The sequence below is a fragment of the Azospirillum sp. SYSU D00513 genome (genome assembly GCF_017356015.1).
Taxonomy (GTDB): Bacteria; Pseudomonadota; Alphaproteobacteria; order Azospirillales; family Azospirillaceae; genus Azospirillum.
Window position 1 is genome coordinate 53,516 of sequence record NZ_JAFIQV010000001.1, and the last position, 14,298, is coordinate 67,813.

General features: G+C 69.8%; 13 protein-coding genes. 8 read left to right on the forward strand and 5 right to left on the reverse strand.

Annotation, left to right across the window (positions count from 1 at the left end; genetic code table 11):
• Nucleotides 1-6 precede the first annotated feature (6 nt).
• Both rodA and JUB11_RS00230 read left to right on the forward strand, forming a co-directional pair.
• Nucleotides 7-1,176 carry a rod shape-determining protein RodA gene (rodA, locus tag JUB11_RS00225; RefSeq protein ID WP_207455102.1) on the forward strand — a complete coding sequence of 390 codons (1,170 nt, stop codon included), beginning with the start codon at nt 7-9 and terminating at the stop codon, nt 1,174-1,176.
• Between the two features lie 135 nt (nt 1,177-1,311).
• Entirely contained in the window at nt 1,312-2,688 is a 1,377-nt protein-coding gene (locus JUB11_RS00230; RefSeq protein ID WP_207455103.1) for a methyl-accepting chemotaxis protein, read from the forward strand.
• 78 nt (nt 2,689-2,766) lie between these two features.
• Here the strand turns inward: JUB11_RS00230 and JUB11_RS00235 are convergent, their stop codons facing one another.
• The 4 genes from JUB11_RS00235 to JUB11_RS00250 form a co-directional block, all read right to left on the reverse strand.
• Nucleotides 2,767-3,795 (reverse strand): transporter substrate-binding domain-containing protein, encoded by a 1,029-nt coding sequence (locus JUB11_RS00235; RefSeq protein ID WP_207455104.1) that lies wholly within the window; start codon nt 3,793-3,795, stop codon nt 2,767-2,769.
• Nucleotides 3,796-3,917: 122 nt separating this feature from the next.
• On the reverse strand, nt 3,918-5,186 hold the full coding sequence (locus JUB11_RS00240) for a HAMP domain-containing sensor histidine kinase (protein WP_207455105.1): 1,269 nt from the start codon (nt 5,184-5,186) through the stop codon (nt 3,918-3,920).
• A gap of 9 nt (nt 5,187-5,195) precedes the next feature.
• Entirely contained in the window at nt 5,196-6,317 is a 1,122-nt protein-coding gene (locus tag JUB11_RS00245) for a cobalamin-dependent protein (protein ID WP_207455106.1), read from the reverse strand.
• A gap of 148 nt (nt 6,318-6,465) precedes the next feature.
• Nucleotides 6,466-6,903, reverse strand: coding sequence for a response regulator (locus JUB11_RS00250; RefSeq protein WP_247886744.1), 438 nt, complete (start codon nt 6,901-6,903; stop codon nt 6,466-6,468).
• A gap of 299 nt (nt 6,904-7,202) precedes the next feature.
• Here JUB11_RS00250 and JUB11_RS00255 point away from each other — a divergent pair, with 299 nt between their 5' ends.
• On the forward strand, nt 7,203-7,808 hold the full coding sequence (locus JUB11_RS00255; RefSeq protein WP_207455107.1) for a transcriptional regulator: 606 nt from the start codon (nt 7,203-7,205) through the stop codon (nt 7,806-7,808).
• Between the two features lie 54 nt (nt 7,809-7,862).
• On the opposite strand, the gene JUB11_RS00260 is transcribed toward JUB11_RS00255, so the two are convergent.
• Nucleotides 7,863-8,399: a helix-turn-helix domain-containing protein gene (locus tag JUB11_RS00260; RefSeq protein ID WP_207455108.1), complete on the reverse strand. Its 537-nt coding sequence runs from the start codon at nt 8,397-8,399 to the stop codon at nt 7,863-7,865.
• A 573-nt stretch (nt 8,400-8,972) separates the two neighbouring features.
• On the opposite strand from JUB11_RS00260, the gene fliF reads away from it, so the two are divergent.
• The 5 genes from fliF (at nt 8,973) to JUB11_RS00285 (ending at nt 14,280) form a co-directional block, all read left to right on the forward strand.
• Nucleotides 8,973-10,637, forward strand: a complete 1,665-nt coding sequence (gene fliF / locus JUB11_RS00265) for a flagellar basal-body MS-ring/collar protein FliF (protein ID WP_207455110.1) — start codon at nt 8,973-8,975, stop codon at nt 10,635-10,637.
• A 15-nt stretch (nt 10,638-10,652) separates the two neighbouring features.
• Nucleotides 10,653-11,411, forward strand: a complete 759-nt coding sequence (locus tag JUB11_RS00270; protein WP_207455112.1) for a FliH/SctL family protein — start codon at nt 10,653-10,655, stop codon at nt 11,409-11,411.
• Between the two features lie 113 nt (nt 11,412-11,524).
• A complete protein-coding gene (gene fliN, locus JUB11_RS00275; protein ID WP_207455114.1) occupies nt 11,525-11,863 on the forward strand; it encodes a flagellar motor switch protein FliN in 339 nt (112 codons plus the stop codon).
• Nucleotides 11,860-12,750, forward strand: coding sequence for a MotA/TolQ/ExbB proton channel family protein (locus JUB11_RS00280; protein WP_207455116.1), 891 nt, complete (start codon nt 11,860-11,862; stop codon nt 12,748-12,750). Before fliN ends, JUB11_RS00280 begins: the two co-directional genes overlap by 4 nt.
• Nucleotides 12,751-12,753: 3 nt before the next feature.
• Complete coding sequence (locus JUB11_RS00285; RefSeq protein WP_207455118.1) at nt 12,754-14,280, forward strand: sigma-54 dependent transcriptional regulator; 1,527 nt, start codon at nt 12,754-12,756, stop codon at nt 14,278-14,280.
• The last annotated feature ends 18 nt before the right edge of the window (nt 14,281-14,298 follow it).

Below are 14,298 nucleotides of genomic sequence, written 5' to 3' on the forward strand. Positions count from 1 at the left end.
AAAACAGTGGCGGTTCTCTCACATCAAGGCTCGGGCAGCCTGTCGCCGAAGCGCCCGCAACTCACCCTCGGCAGCAAGATCCGCATGATCAACTGGGGCCTCGTGTTCCTGGTCGCGCTGCTCACCGGGGTGGGGGTGGCGCTGCTCTATTCGGCCGCCGGCGGCAAGTGGACGCCCTGGGCGCAGCCGCAGCTCGTCCGCGCGATCCCCGGCTTCGTGATCATGCTGGCGATCGCGCTGGTGGACGTGCGCCACCTGATGCGGGCGGCCTACATCATCTATTTCGCCGTTTTCTGCCTGCTGATCGCGGTCGAGATCATGGGCCACATCGGCATGGGCGCGCAGCGCTGGATCGACCTGGGCTTCTTCCAGCTCCAGCCGTCGGAGCTGATGAAGCCGGCCCTGGTGCTGGCGCTGGCCCGCTATTTCCATGGCGTCACGCTGGACCAGATCGGCCGGCCGCTTCTGCTGATCCCGGGCCTGCTGCTGGTCTTCGCGCCCGTGGGGCTCGTGCTGATGCAGCCGAACCTCGGCACCTCGCTTCTGCTGATCCTGGGCAGCGGTGCGGTCTTCTTCGCGGCCGGGGTGCGGCTGTGGAAGTTCGGGCTGGCCATCGCCGGGGGCGTGGGCGCCCTGTTCATCGGCTGGGAGTTCCTGCACGACTACCAGAAGCAGCGCGTCTACACCTTCCTCGACCCGGAATCCGACCCGCTCGGCACGGGCTACAACATCCTCCAGAGCAAGATCGCGCTGGGGTCCGGCGGGCTGTTCGGCAAGGGCTTCATGATGGGCTCGCAGAGCCAGCTGATGTTCCTGCCGGAAAAGCACACCGACTTCATCTTCGTGGTGCTGGCCGAGGAGTTCGGCATGGTCGGCGCGCTCACCATCCTGATGCTGTACCTGATGCTGCTGATCTACGGCGTGGTGATCGCGCTGAGCTGCCGCAGCCAGTTCGGCCGGCTGGTGGCGGTCGGCATGACCACGCAGTTCTTCCTGTACGTCTTCGTCAACGTCGCCATGGTGATGGGGCTGATCCCCGTCGTGGGCATTCCGCTGCCGCTCGTCTCCTACGGCGGGTCGGCGATGATGACGCTGCTGATCGGCGTCGGTCTGCTGCTCAGCATGTCCGTCCACCGCGAGATCCGCATCCCCAAGAGCGGCGTCGCCGACCTCTGACGCCGCCGGAAAGGCGGGGGCGCCCTCCAGGCCGGAGCCTACGACTTAAGCACTATTATTGTTTGTCGGAATGACAAACCAACCCCGAATTGAAAGGATGGGCTTACTTCATCCGGTTTCGGGGGAACCGTCGCCATGCAGCAGCAGGACATTATCGGAAAGGTTGCGCTGGAGGCCGGGAGTCTCGGCGTTCAGGTGGCGGATGTGTCCGGCAACGTGGAGGAGGTCGCGCGGCGCTTCGGCGCGCAGGCCGAGGCCTTCACGGAGTTCCGCACGGCCTCCCTGGAAATGGCCGGCAGCAGCGAGCGGATCAGTGCCGCAGCCGTGGCCGCCCAGCGGGTCGCGGAGCACGCCAAGGGCGAGATGTCCGGGTCGAAGCTGTCCCTGGAGCAGGCGGTCTCGACGATCCGGACGCTGATCGACGCGGTCGGCGCCATCAGCACCGAGGCGGCCGACCTCCATCAGATGCTCCAGCGCGTGCACAAGATCGCCAGCGGGATCGAGGCCATCGCAAAGCAGACCAACCTGCTGGCGCTCAACGCCACCATCGAGGCCGCGCGGGCGGGCGACGCGGGCCGCGGATTCGCCGTCGTGGCGAGCGAGGTCAAACTGCTCGCCCGCCAGACGGCGGACGCGACCGCCGACATCCACAGCACCATCCAGGCCCTGTCCGGAAAGGCGGAGGAGTTGCGCCGCAAGGCGGCGGACAGCTCCGGCCGGGCCGAGGCGGCCCGCGAGGGAACCACCGCCGTGGCCGCCGTCATCGAGACGGTGGACGGGGTCATGCGGGAGATCGACGAGAACGCTCTGGAAATCTCCTCCGCCGCCTGCCAGGTGCGCGAACGTTGCGCCGGGCTGGTCGAGCGGGCGTCCGGCATGTCGGAGGAGGTCGCCCAGTCCAACCGCAACCTCCAGGCCGCGCAAGGAAGGCTCAGCGACCTCGTCGGCATGTCCGAGCGGCTGATCGGCCTGACCGCGCTGGCCGGCACGGAAACGGTGGACACGCCCTTCATCCGCATCGCCGTGGAGCGGGCCGCCCGCATCTCCGCCCTGTTCGAGGCGGAAATCGCCGCCGGCCGCCTCACGGAGGCCGACCTGTTCGACGAAAGCTACCGCCCGGTCGCGGGCAGCGACCCGCAGCAGGTCACCACCCGCTTCACGGATGCCTGCGACCGCCTGCTTCCGGCCGTCCAGGAACCCGTCCTGTCCGAGGACGACCGGATCGTCTTCTGCGCCGCCCTGGACCGGAACGGCTATCTTCCCACGCACAACGCCAAATTCTCCCAGCCGCAGCGGCGGGGCGACCCGGCCTGGAACGCGCTGAACAGCCGCAACCGCCGCATGTTCAACGACCGCGTCGGCCTCGCCGCCGGGCGGAACACCGAGCCCTTCCTGCTTCAGACCTACCGGCGCGACATGGGCGGAAGCTTCACGCTGATGAAGGACGTCTCCGCCCCAATCACCGTGCGCGGCCGCCATTGGGGCGGGCTGCGCGTCGCCTACCGGGTGTGACGCCGCCGGCCGGATGTGACGCCGCGGGCCAGAGTGGAGCCGGCCGGAGCGGGCGGCCCCGCCCCGATACCCGGCCCCCTACCGCAGCGACGGCGGGGCCATCAGGCCGCCGTCGCTCCACAGGGCGTTCTCCCCGCGGGCGATGCCGAAGGGGACGGTCAGGTTGCGGGCGAAGATCTCACCATAATTGCCGACCGTCCGGAGAAGCCGCCCCGCCCAGAGATCGTCGAGCCCGACCGGCTCGCCCACCCCCGGCGTCACGCCGAGAAGCCAGTCGCGGTCCCGCGAGGCCTGGTTCGGCCGGCCTTCCAGGTTTTGCGAGGTCACCCCCATCTGCTCCGCCAGCAGGGTGACGTGGACGGTCCAGGCGACGATGTTCCGCCAGACGGGATCGTCCGCGCGCACCACCGGCCCCTGAGGTTCGACGGCCATCCGGTCCGGGAAGACGACGTAGTTTTCCTCGACGCCGCGCTGGCGTGCGCCGACCTGCAGGAAGAGCCGGTCGGACACCATCAGGTCGCACTGGCGCTGCATGAAGGCCTGCCAGCGCCCCTCGCCCGACCGGAAGGTCATGGGATCGAGCGAACCGCCGGCCACGGCGATCTGGCCGGCGAGCCAATCCTGGGAGGTCGTTCCCTCCTGCACGCAGACGCGCGCTTGGCGGACGTCGCGCAGGGCCGCGTAGCCGAGATGGCGGTGCGCGATGACCGCCGGCCCACCGTGAAAATAGGTGGCGGCGAACTGCACCCCGGGTTCGGCGTCGCGCTTCATGGTGCGGGTCGCGGGCGCCATCAGCACGTCCACATCGCCGTGGTGCACCGCCTCGAACCATTGGCTCGCCTCGAGCTCCGCGAAGGTCACCGCCTTGGGTGAACCGAGGACGGCCGCCGCCACGCCCCGGCAAAAGTCCATGAAGAAGCCACGCGGCCCGAGGTCGCTCTGAACCCCCGTCCCCGGCGCCATGACGCCGCAGGTCAGCGTCCCGCGCGCGCGGACGTCGTCGAGAACCGCCGCGCCGGCGGTGGCCGGGAGGAGGGGAAGGAAGAAGGCCGCGGCAAGGCACGCAAGCCGGCCGGAACAGGGTCTGTATCTGGAGGAAAGCGACATCGGCGGTACCATCCAAGCGCCGGCCCGGCAGCAGGGCCTCACGCATCAACCTACACAAGCGTGCAGTATGGCATCGCAAAGGTTGTCGATCCATTACCCGGGTTACAGCACTGACATGCGCGTTACGGTGCGAGAATGGCGCCTTGCCCGTCGCGTGAGGCGTCGCCTGCCGGCCCGGCGGGCAGCAGGACCGTGACGACCGTCCCCCGTCCGGGCTTGCTGTTCAGCTCGATCCGCCCGCCATGCCCCTCGACGATGGTGCGGCAGATGTAAAGGCCGAGGCCGACCGTCGCCTCGCCCCCCGTGCCGATCGTTCCGGCGCGCGTGAAGGGATGGAACAGCAGGTCAAGTTCCTCCCCCGCCATGCCGCGACCGCTGTCGGCGACGTCGATGCGGACCGGAGCCTCCTCCCCCGCTCCGTCCCGCCGGACGGACAGGCGGATCGCCGAGCCCTGCGGCGAGAATTTGACCGCGTTGGACAGCAGGTTGTTGAGCACCTGCTCCAGCTTGGCCGGATCGGCCTGCAGGACCGGCAGGTCCTCGGCGATTTCCGGCAGGATGGTCATGCCCTTGCCTTGCGCCAGGATGCGGTTGGCCGCGACGTTGCGGCGGACCAGCGCGGCAATGTCGGTCGGCCGGGGAAAGAGCCGCAGCCGCCCGGCCTCCACCGCGGCCATGGACAGGACATCCTCGATCATGTGGCGCATGAGGAGGCTGGATTCGCGGATGCGCTCCAGGCAGGCCGCCTCGTCCTCGTCCATCCGGCCGGACAGCCGGCTTTCCAGAAGGGCGGCGAAGCCGCTGACCGCCTGGAGCGGCGAGCGCAGGTCATGCGCGAGCATGCCCATGAGCCGGTTCTTCTGCTCGTTGCTCACCGCGAGGTCCCGGTTCGCGGCGGCCAGCGCGCGTTGCGAGGTCGCGAGATCGTTGTTGAGCCGGCTCATCTCCTCGAACAGGGCCTCGGTCCCGAGGGCCGGGCCAGGGCCGGGGCTGTCGGCCAGCGGACGCAGCCGCCCCGCCAGTTCGGGCTGCTCCGCCGAGAGCGTTTCCACCAGGGGGCCAAGGCTTCCCGGCGCCCGCGTCACGGCCAGCAGCAGTTCGCCACCCTCGCGGCGGCCCGAGATGTAGAGCGTGCTCAGCCCGTCCGGAGCCGTCGCGACCGGGCGGTCCAGGACGGCACCCCCGCCGCGCAGCGCGCTGAGCATGTCCAGCGCCCGCGTCACCGGGTCCGGGCCGCTCCAGCCGGTCCCGGACGGCGGCCCCCCCAAGGACGCGAAGAGCGCCGGAAAGGGCATGCCCTGGCGGAGCTTCAGCTCGGCGATGCCCCGCCCGGCCACGCAGTGCGCCAGCAGGCGGCCATCCTGGCCGCAGATCAGGACCAGCCCATCCATCGGCCAGGCCTAGCGGGTGCGCAGGAGGAAAGCCGGCGCGCCAGCGGGCAAGCCGTTGCCGAAGCCGCTCCTGGGGCCGCCCCCGGGACCGTCCGCCGCGCCGGGTCCGGCCTCCCAGCTCTCGGCCAGCGCCACGGCCTCGGCGGCGCTGGCCGCGCAGCCGTCCGCCCCGACCTTGCGCCAGAGGTCGGGCGCGAGGTTGAAGGGATAGCCGCCGACCAGGATGCGCAGGGTCCGCCCGCGCAGGCCGGCCCGCACCGCGCCGATCAGTTCGGTAACCGTCCCGACATGGGCGGTGATCGTCGCCGATACGGCGAGGAGGCGGGCATCCCGCTCCTCGACCGCCTGGAGGATGCTGCGCGCCGGCGTGTTGGCGCCGAGATAATGGCTGTCCCAGCCGGCCATCTCGAAGAAATCGGCGACCATGCGGATGCCGACCTCGTGCAGCTCGCCGCTGACGCAGGTGGCGACCATGGAGCGGCCCCGGCGCGGGCTCTGGAAGACGTGCGGGTAGAGCTGCGCCATGATGGCCTGCGTCGCGGCGGTGGCGAAATGCTCGTGCCCGACCGTGATGGCGCCGGTCTGCCAGAGCCGCCCGACCTCGCGCAGGACGGGCTGGAACACATGCAGGTAGACGTCGCGCACCGGCGCGCCGGCCGCCACCCGGTCCAGCACCAGGGCCGAGGCCCGGCGCCGGTCACCGGCCAGAAGCGCGTTCAGATAGGCCTGCGCCAGCTCGCCGAACGGCGCCTCCGGCCGCAGGAAGCTGGGTACCGCCGCCGGCATGGAGGGAAGGTCGCGGAGTGCCGCCGCGATGCAGGCCAGGGCACGCTGACCCAGGGCGCCGCCGACCCGCTCGCCCACCACCTCGGCGAGCGCGGCGAGGCCGTCGGCGAGGTCCGTTTCGGGAAGGTTCAGCCCGGTGAAAAGGATCTTCGCCCAGGCGACATAGCCGCGGAACAGCTCGGGGCTGTCGGTGGCGGCGGCCTCCGCGAGATAGAGGATGTGGTGGCCGGTGTCCTCGACGCACTTGCGGCGGCCCGCCTCGCCATACCGCTCCGTCAGGTCCGGACGGGACGCGAACAGCCGCTCCACGGCCGCGCGGGCGAGCGCGTCGCGTTGTTCGGTCATCGGGTTCGGGATCGGATCGGGGATCCGATCGAATGCGGGCCGATGAAGGCCCACCAGCTCCGTCGCGTCCGTCACACGGCCTCCGGTCCAACGGTCGGGGCATTCTCCGCCAACCGCGCCCTTCGCGCAACAAAGCCCGCTATGGGTTTCAGCGGATCTTCTGCATGGCGAAGGTCAGCCGCTTCACCAGATCCTGCTTGGACACGGGCTTCACCAGATAGCCGGAGATGCCATAGGCGATGGCCCGCTTCACGGTGTCGGCCTCGCTGTGGGCGGTCAGCACGATCACCGGGCAATCGGCGTGCGCGTTTCCGGTCGCGGTGCGCAGGGCATGCAGCAGGTCCAGCCCGCCCATGCGCGGCATCTCCAGGTCGCAGATGATCACGTCGATGTCCGGGGCGTTCCGGGCCAGCCGGTCGAGCGCCATCACCCCATCCGAAGCCTCGAAGACGGCGCGGACCTTCAGGTCGCCGAGCATTCGCGCGATGAGCTTGCGCGTGAAGCTTTCGTCTTCGACCAGCAGGACGCCCAGCCCTTCGATGGCCGGCACCAGCTGATCGGCCCGTCTTTCGTCGAGCGTCATCATCCACTCCGTTCGGTCGCCACCCGCCCGGCGCGGCGGTCCCTCACGACTGTCTGCAACCCTCGCGCGCCTTCTGGATATCAGAAAAGCCATTCGTGTCCTTATTGTCCAGACGATTCGCGAAGTGCCTGTGGACCGGTGCCGTCGCTCGACGAAGCCAAGCGCTTGTTTTCCCGCCTCTTCCTTGGGGTTACTCCGAAGGCCATATTTCCTTTTTCGGGTCTCCTGCGGCTCGCCTGTCCGCCCCGGCAGCGGCTTGCGGCGGCCTGTTCCCGGGTGGGGCGATCTGCTAAAGGGTGGGCATGTCACGCCGCCGCAGCGGGTCGCCCCGCATCTCCCACCCGGACCAGTTCGATCTGCTCGACCTTCCCGAGCCGACCGCCGTCATGATCACCTATTCGGGACGGACGGTCGATCTGGCGAATCCGGACTTCGCCCCCTTCGACATCGAGGACATCGCGCGCCCCCTGGCCTACCAGTGCCGTTTCGTCGGCAACACGCGGGCCTTCTTCAGCGTCGCCCAGCATTGCGTGCTGGCCAGCCATCTGGCGCCGGAGGGGTTCGAATACGACGCGCTGATGCACGACAGCGAGGAGGCCTTCACCGGCGACTGGCCGACCCCCTGGAAGGCGCGGATCGGCCGGGAGGCGATCCGCGAGGCCGTAGCACCCATCAAGCAGGCGCTCGCGAAGCGTTTCGGGTTCCGTTACCCGGAGCCGAAGGCGGTGAAGCTTGCCGACCAGCGGTCGCTCGCGACCGAGCTGCGCGATCTCTGCGCGCCGCACCGCGTCAACTGGAAGGACCTGCCACCTCCGGCCGCGGAGCCCATCCTCCCGCTCGGCCCGGAGGAGGCCATGGCCGCTTTCCTCGCCCGTTACCGGGAGTTGCGGCCGGCCTCCCTCGGCTGAGAGGCCGGAACGGGAGGCCGGCCGGGGAAAGGCGCGGAAAAGCGCCGGCCGGCGTCAGGCCTGGCCGGCCGTCTGACCCGGCCGGCGGCCGCGGCGCGCACCCTGCGCGGGCGGAAGGGCAATTTCGCCCTCCTCGTCCACGGCCACCGGGGCCACCTGGGCCGTGTCCGACTGCTGGGCGCAGCGCTCGGCCAGTTCGCGGATGGCGCCGCGGATCTGCGGGTCGCGGATGTTCTGGAAGTAGCGCGCCAGCATCAGCGCCTCGCGCGAGCGGAGCGTGTTCTCGTTCTCCTCGCTCTGCGGCTGGCCGGCGGCCGCGCTCCCCTCCGGCGCGCTGGACCGTTCGTCCAGCCCTTCGAAGAAGACGGAGACCGGCACCCGGAAGAACTGCGACAGCTTGAACAGCCGGCTCGCCGACACGCGGTTGAAGCCGCGCTCGTACTTCTGGAGCTGCTGGAAGGTCAGGTCGAGCGCCGCCGCGACGTCGCTCTGGCTGAGGCCGGCGAGCATGCGCAGTTCGCGCAGGCGCTGGCCGACGAACACATCGACCTCGTTGAGGCCTTCCTTCTTCTCGCGTCCACGCTTTTTCACAACGCCCCCCGCAGTCATCTCATCCCCTTTCCGCTGGTGGCCCGGCGCCCTCACCCCGGAAGCACAGCGCCGCGCCTTAAGAAACATCGAACACCCCCACCGCGACCAAAAGGTCATTCCGGCGAGGGATATTGCAACTCAGCTATGACCTCGCGCCCGTGATGTCAACCTGCGCTTCCGTTTTTAACGGGCTGGATGCGCGTCTTTTTGAAAGGCCGCATGCTTCCGGAGCAGGTGGCAATCCAATATTTCGGGTTAATACGCCTATATTGCCGAGCCCTCCGAAGGGGGCCGCGCATTGGCCTCCGGGACGGCATCCGGGACGATGGCGGGCCATCCTCTCCAACAGGCCGGAGGCGTGACCGATGCGCACCGCTAGGCATTTTTTGCCGGGCAAAGAATGGTTCGACCGAAAGAATTAACCCTCTCTTCATCAAGACGACCCAGCATGAGCGCCATGGCCAGACCTCGGCGCGGAACTTGCAAACCTCCATCGGACCGGTCTTTCCGGACCGGCGGGAGGGCAGGATCCGCAGCCCGCGCCGGGGGTGGATTCCGTTCGGGGACAGTCGCGTGAACAACCTGATCCAGACCTTGCGCAATCTCGGGCCCGCCCGCCTCGCGGCGATCGGCGGGGTCGGTGTCGTGCTGATCGGGTTCTTCATCTACCTGGCGACCCGGCTGTCCACGCCGGACATGGTGCTGCTCTACGCCGACCTCCAGCCGGCCGAGGCCGCCGCCATCTCCAAGAAGCTGGAGGAGGCGCGGGTCCCCTTCCAGGTGGACGCCAGCGGGACGAAGATCACGGTGCCGTCCGAGCAGGTCGGGCCGATGCGCATGCAGATGGCGGCCGCCGGCCTGCCGTCCGGCGGTTCGGTCGGCTACGAGCTGTTCGACAAGTCCGAGGGCTTCGGCACCACCAGCTTCATGCAGAACATCAACCACCTGCGCGCACTCGAAGGCGAGATGGCGCGCACGGTGCAGACCCTGGCCGGGGTGAAGCAGGCGCGCGTCCATCTCGTGCTGCCCAAGCGCGAGCTGTTCGCCCGCCAGCAGAACCCGGCGACCGCCAGCATCTTCCTCCAGCTCCAGCCGGGTGCCCAGCTCTCCCGCGAGAACATCCAGGCGATCCAGCATCTGATCGCCGCCTCCGTGCCGAACCTGGACCCCAGCCGCATCTCCATCGTCGACGACAAGGGCAAGCTGCTCGCCCGCGGCACCGGCAACGACAGCGCGGACGCGCTGGCGGCCTCGGCGGAGGAGAAGAAGACCGCCTATGAGAGCCGCCTCGCCCGCACCATCGAGGACCTGCTCGGCCGCACCGTCGGCTACGGCAAGGTCCGCGCCGAGGTGTCGGCCGACCTGGACTTCGACCGCATCTCGACCCAGTCGGAGATCTTCGACCCCGAGAGCCAGGTCGTCCGCTCCACCCAGACCGTCACGGAGAATTCCGAGAGCAGCGACCGCGACCCGCTCCAGCCGGTGACCGTCGACCAGAACCTGCCGACCGCGCAGGCCTCGGACAGCGCCTCGCCCCTGTCGCTGAACAAGTCGAACCGGAGCGAGGAGACGGTCAACTACGAGATCAGCCGCACCACCAAGAACCATGTCCGCGAGACCGGCCAAGTGCGCCGCCTGTCCGTGGCGGTGCTGGTGGACGGCACCTACGCGCCCGGCCAGAACGGCGTGATGAGCGCCTACCAGCCGCGAACCGACCAGGAGCTGGAGAGCATCCGCACCCTGGTCCGCTCGGCCGTCGGCATCGACGGCGTGCGCGGTGACACGCTCGACGTCATCAACATGCGCTTCTGGCAGCCGGAGGACGACCTGCCGCCGCCGCCGGAGCTGATCCTCGGCATGCAGCGCGAGGATCTGATGCACATCGCCGAGATGCTGGTGCTGGGCATCGTCGCCATCCTGATCATCCTGCTGGTCATCCGCCCGCTCATCACCCGCGCCTTCGAGAAGGCGGAGGAGCAGGAGGAGGACGACATGGACCGGCTGCTCACCGACCAGAGCGGCATGCCGGCGGCGCTGGCCGCCCCGACCGGGGCTCTGGCCCAGGATCTGGCGCTGGAGGCCGCCCAGGCCGACGAGGATCTCGAGCAGATGATCGACATCAACCGGGTCGAGGGCCGCGTCCGCGCCTCCTCCCTGCGCAAGGTGGGCGAGATCGTCGAGAAGCACCCGGAGGAGGCGGTCTCCATCCTGCGCAACTGGCTCTACCAGGAAACCTGATCGGATGGGCACGCCATGAGTTCGGTCCGCAAATTCCTGTTCAACGAATCCTTCGACATCGACGTGCCGACGCGCGCCGTGGCGCCGGAGGAGGACGACTACCTGCCGCCGCCGGCACCGGAGCCCGACCCCGAACCCGAGCCGGCCGTCCCTCCCCCGCCGACCTTCAGCGAGGAGGAGCTGGCCGCCGCCCGCGCCGAGGCCTTCGCGGAGGGTGCCTCCTCCGGCCGTTCCGACGGCTACGGGAAGGGCTTCACGGACGGGCTCCAGAAGGGCCAGAAGGACGGGCACGAGAAGGCGCGCGCCGAAATCGAGGCGACCGTCCAGGCCCGGACCGCGAAGGCGCTGGAGCAGATCGGCGCCGGCGTGGCCTCCCTGATCGCCGCGCGCGAGGCCGACAACGCCCTGCGCAGCGACCAGCCGGTCCACATCGCGCTGGCCATCGTGCGCAAGCTGATGCCGGAACTGGCGCTGCGCGGCGGGCTGGGCGAGATCGAGGCGATGTTGCGCGCCTGCCTGACCGACCTGGTGGACGAGCCGCGCCTCGTGGTGCGGGTCGCCGACGCCATGGCGGAGCCCCTGCGCGAGCATCTGGAGCAGATCTCCAGCCTGCGCGGCTTCGGGGCCAAGCTGATGGTGGTGCCCGATCCGGGCGTCAAGCCGGGCGACGCGCGCATCGAATGGGCCGACGGCGGCATGGAGCGCGACACGGCGCGCCTGCTGGCCGAGGTCGAACGCATCGCCGGACGCCTGCTGGAGGCGCCCGCGCCATGACCGACCGCATGAACACCGATACGTCCAACACGATCCATTCCAACACGGGCCATTCCAACACGGGCCATGCCCAGGCGCACCATCTGGCGCGCACACGGTTTTCGGAGATCTAGATGTCCAACGACAGCTTCTCGCTCGACGAGCTGGAAAACGGTGGCCGCGGCGGTGGCGGCGGTGACATGGACTACGACGCCGGCCTCGGCCCCGCCAAGGACCTGGAGGCGGTGTACGACATCCCCGTCCAGATCTCGGCGGTGCTCGGCAAGTCCACCATGCAGGTGAGCCAACTGCTGAAGCTCGGCCGGGGTGCGGTGGTCGAGCTGGACCGCAAGGTCGGCGAGGCCATCGACATCTACGTCAACAACCGCCTGGTCGCGCGCGGCGAGGTGGTGGTCGTGGAAGACCGGCTCGGCGTGACGATGACCGAAATCATCAAATCGGAACGCGGATGACCGTCTCGCCCGACACCGCCCCCGACACCAGGAAGGCCCGCGGCCGCAACGGCGGCGCCGCGGCCCCACCGCGTGCCGTCCGCCCGCGCGGCGGGCTCGACGCCGCGACGCTGATCGGGCTGGCCGCCGCGGCCGGCGTGATCCTGGTCGCCATGGCGGCCGGCGGCAGCCCGGGCGCCTTCCTCGACATGCCCTCGCTGCTGATCGTGCTCGGCGGCACGCTGGCCGTGACCACGGCCTCCTTCTCGCTGGGCGACGTGGCCGCGGCCTGGTCGGGTGCGGGCGCCGTTCTGGTGCAGAAGACCCGCGACCCGCGCGGCATCGCCCGGCAGGTCATGCTGCTGGCCGAGGCGGCCAAGCGCACCGGCCCGGAGATCCTGCGCGAGCTGACCGGCGGGCTGAAGGGCGACCCCTTCCTGCACCGCAGCGTCGCGCTGGTGACCCAGGGCCTTCCGGCCGACGACATCGAGCGCATGCTGGCCGGCGAGGTCGAGGCCTCGGGCGCCCACCGCATGCGCAGCGCCGCCGTGCTGCGCCGCGCGTCCGAGGTCGCCCCGACCATGGGGCTGATCGGCACGCTGGTCGGGCTGGTGCAGATGCTGGGCGGCCTGAACGATCCCTCCAGCATCGGCCCGGCCATGGCGCTGGCGCTGCTGACGACCTTCTACGGTGCCGTGCTCGGCAACGTCGTGCTCGCCCCTCTCGCCGCGAAGCTGGAGCGGACGGCGGGCGAGGAGGCGCTGACGCGCACCCTCTACACCATCGGCGCGGTGTCCATCGCCCGCCAGGAGAATCCACGGCGTCTCGAGATGCTTCTCAACGCCGTCCTGCCGCCCGAAAAGCGGATCCAGTATTTCGACCGGGACGAGTCCCGGAGTGGAGTTTGAGCGATGCGTCTGCTGATCGTTGGAACGTTGGAAGGCTACATCACCGCCGCCGGCAAGATCGCCATGCAGCGCGGCGCCAAGGTGTCCCACACCGACAGCATCGAGGGCGCGCTGAACGCCCTGCGCGCGGCGGCGGGCGCCGACATCGTGATGATCGACGTCAAGCTCGACATCGCCACCTTCATCGAAAGCCTCAAGAACGAGCGCATCACCATCCCCGTGGTGGCCTGCGGCATCGGGACCGACGCCGCGGCGGCGGTGAAGGCCATCCGGGCCGGTGCCAAGGAATACCTGCCGCTTCCTCCCGACGCGGAGCTGATCGCCGCCGTGCTGGCGGCGGTGGCCGAGGAAAGCCACTCCATCGTCTGCCAGGACCCGACCATGCTGGCGACCTTGCGGCTCGCCGAGCAGGTGGCGCCGAGCGACGCGTCGGTGATGATCACGGGCGAGAGCGGCACCGGCAAGGAGCTGATGGCCCGCTTCATCCACCGCAAGAGCCGGCGGGCGAACGAGTCCTTCGTCGCGGTGAACTGCGCGGCCATCCCGGAGCACCTGCTGGAATCCGAGCTGTTCGGCCATGAGAAAGGCGCCTTCACCGGCGCCGTGGCCCGCCGGATCGGCAAGTTCGAGGAGGCGAACAACGGCACGCTGCTGCTCGACGAGCTGTCGGAGATGCACCCGCGCCTTCAGGCGAAGCTGCTGCGCGCGATCCAGGAGAAGGAGATCGACCGGATCGGCTCCTCCCACCCGACGAAGATCAACGTCCGCATCCTCGCCACCTCCAACCGCAACCTGGAGGCCGAGGTCCGCGCCGGCAACTTCCGCGAGGATCTGTACTTCCGGCTCAACGTCTTCAGCGTCGCCATCCCGTCCCTGCGCGAACGCCCGGCCGACATCCCGGCGATCGCCGACCATTTCGTGAAGAAATACTCCGAGGCCAACGGCCTTCCGGAGAAGACGCTGTCGCCCGACGCGCTGGTCATGCTGCGCCACCACCATTGGCGCGGCAACGTGCGCGAGCTCGAAAACACGATGCACCGGGCGGTGCTGCTGGCGCGCGGCGAGGTGATCGGGCCGGACGCGATCATGCTGACCAGCCAGCTGCTGGCGCCGGAAGGCTCGGCCCAGTCCTCCATCCCCGCCGGCTCGCCCGTCGCCCAGCCCTTCGCGGGTCCGGGCGGCACGGTGCCCGCCGCCCCGTCGGGCTTCTCGCCCTACGGGCAGGGGCACGGCGCCTCCCAGGCGGCGCGCGCCTACGCCCCGCCCCCGGGCTTCGCCCCGGCCGCCCCCGCGGCACCGGCGGCCCAGGGCGGCGGCGCGAACCTGCAGGGGCTGGTCGGGCGGACGGTCGCCGACGTGGAGCGCGACCTGATCATCGAGACGCTGTCGCACTGCCTGGGCAACCGGACGCACGCCGCGAACATCCTCGGCATCTCGATCCGCACCCTGCGCAACAAGCTCAAGCAGTACAGCGACGAGGGCATGGCGGTGCCGCCGCCGGGCTCCGAGGACCAGCGGGCGGCGGTCTGAGGCCGCTGAGGCGGGACG

What these genes read in the sequence shown, in the direction of transcription:
- JUB11_RS00250 (WP_247886744.1), bottom strand. Translation starts at nt 6,903, where the DNA reads ATGATGACGCTCGACGAAAGACGGGCCGATCAGCTGGTGCCGGCCATC.
- JUB11_RS00270 (WP_207455112.1), top strand. Translation starts at nt 10,653, where the DNA reads ATGAGTTCGGTCCGCAAATTCCTGTTCAACGAATCCTTCGACATCGAC.
- JUB11_RS00285 (WP_207455118.1), top strand. Translation starts at nt 12,754, where the DNA reads ATGCGTCTGCTGATCGTTGGAACGTTGGAAGGCTACATCACCGCCGCC.
- JUB11_RS00235 (WP_207455104.1), bottom strand. Translation starts at nt 3,795, where the DNA reads ATGTCGCTTTCCTCCAGATACAGACCCTGTTCCGGCCGGCTTGCGTGC.
- JUB11_RS00245 (WP_207455106.1), bottom strand. Translation starts at nt 6,317, where the DNA reads ATGACCGAACAACGCGACGCGCTCGCCCGCGCGGCCGTGGAGCGGCTG.
- JUB11_RS00280 (WP_207455116.1), top strand. Translation starts at nt 11,860, where the DNA reads ATGACCGTCTCGCCCGACACCGCCCCCGACACCAGGAAGGCCCGCGGC.
- JUB11_RS00255 (WP_207455107.1), top strand. Translation starts at nt 7,203, where the DNA reads ATGTCACGCCGCCGCAGCGGGTCGCCCCGCATCTCCCACCCGGACCAG.
- JUB11_RS00230 (WP_207455103.1), top strand. Translation starts at nt 1,312, where the DNA reads ATGCAGCAGCAGGACATTATCGGAAAGGTTGCGCTGGAGGCCGGGAGT.
- JUB11_RS00240 (WP_207455105.1), bottom strand. Translation starts at nt 5,186, where the DNA reads ATGGATGGGCTGGTCCTGATCTGCGGCCAGGATGGCCGCCTGCTGGCG.
- fliN (WP_207455114.1), top strand. Translation starts at nt 11,525, where the DNA reads ATGTCCAACGACAGCTTCTCGCTCGACGAGCTGGAAAACGGTGGCCGC.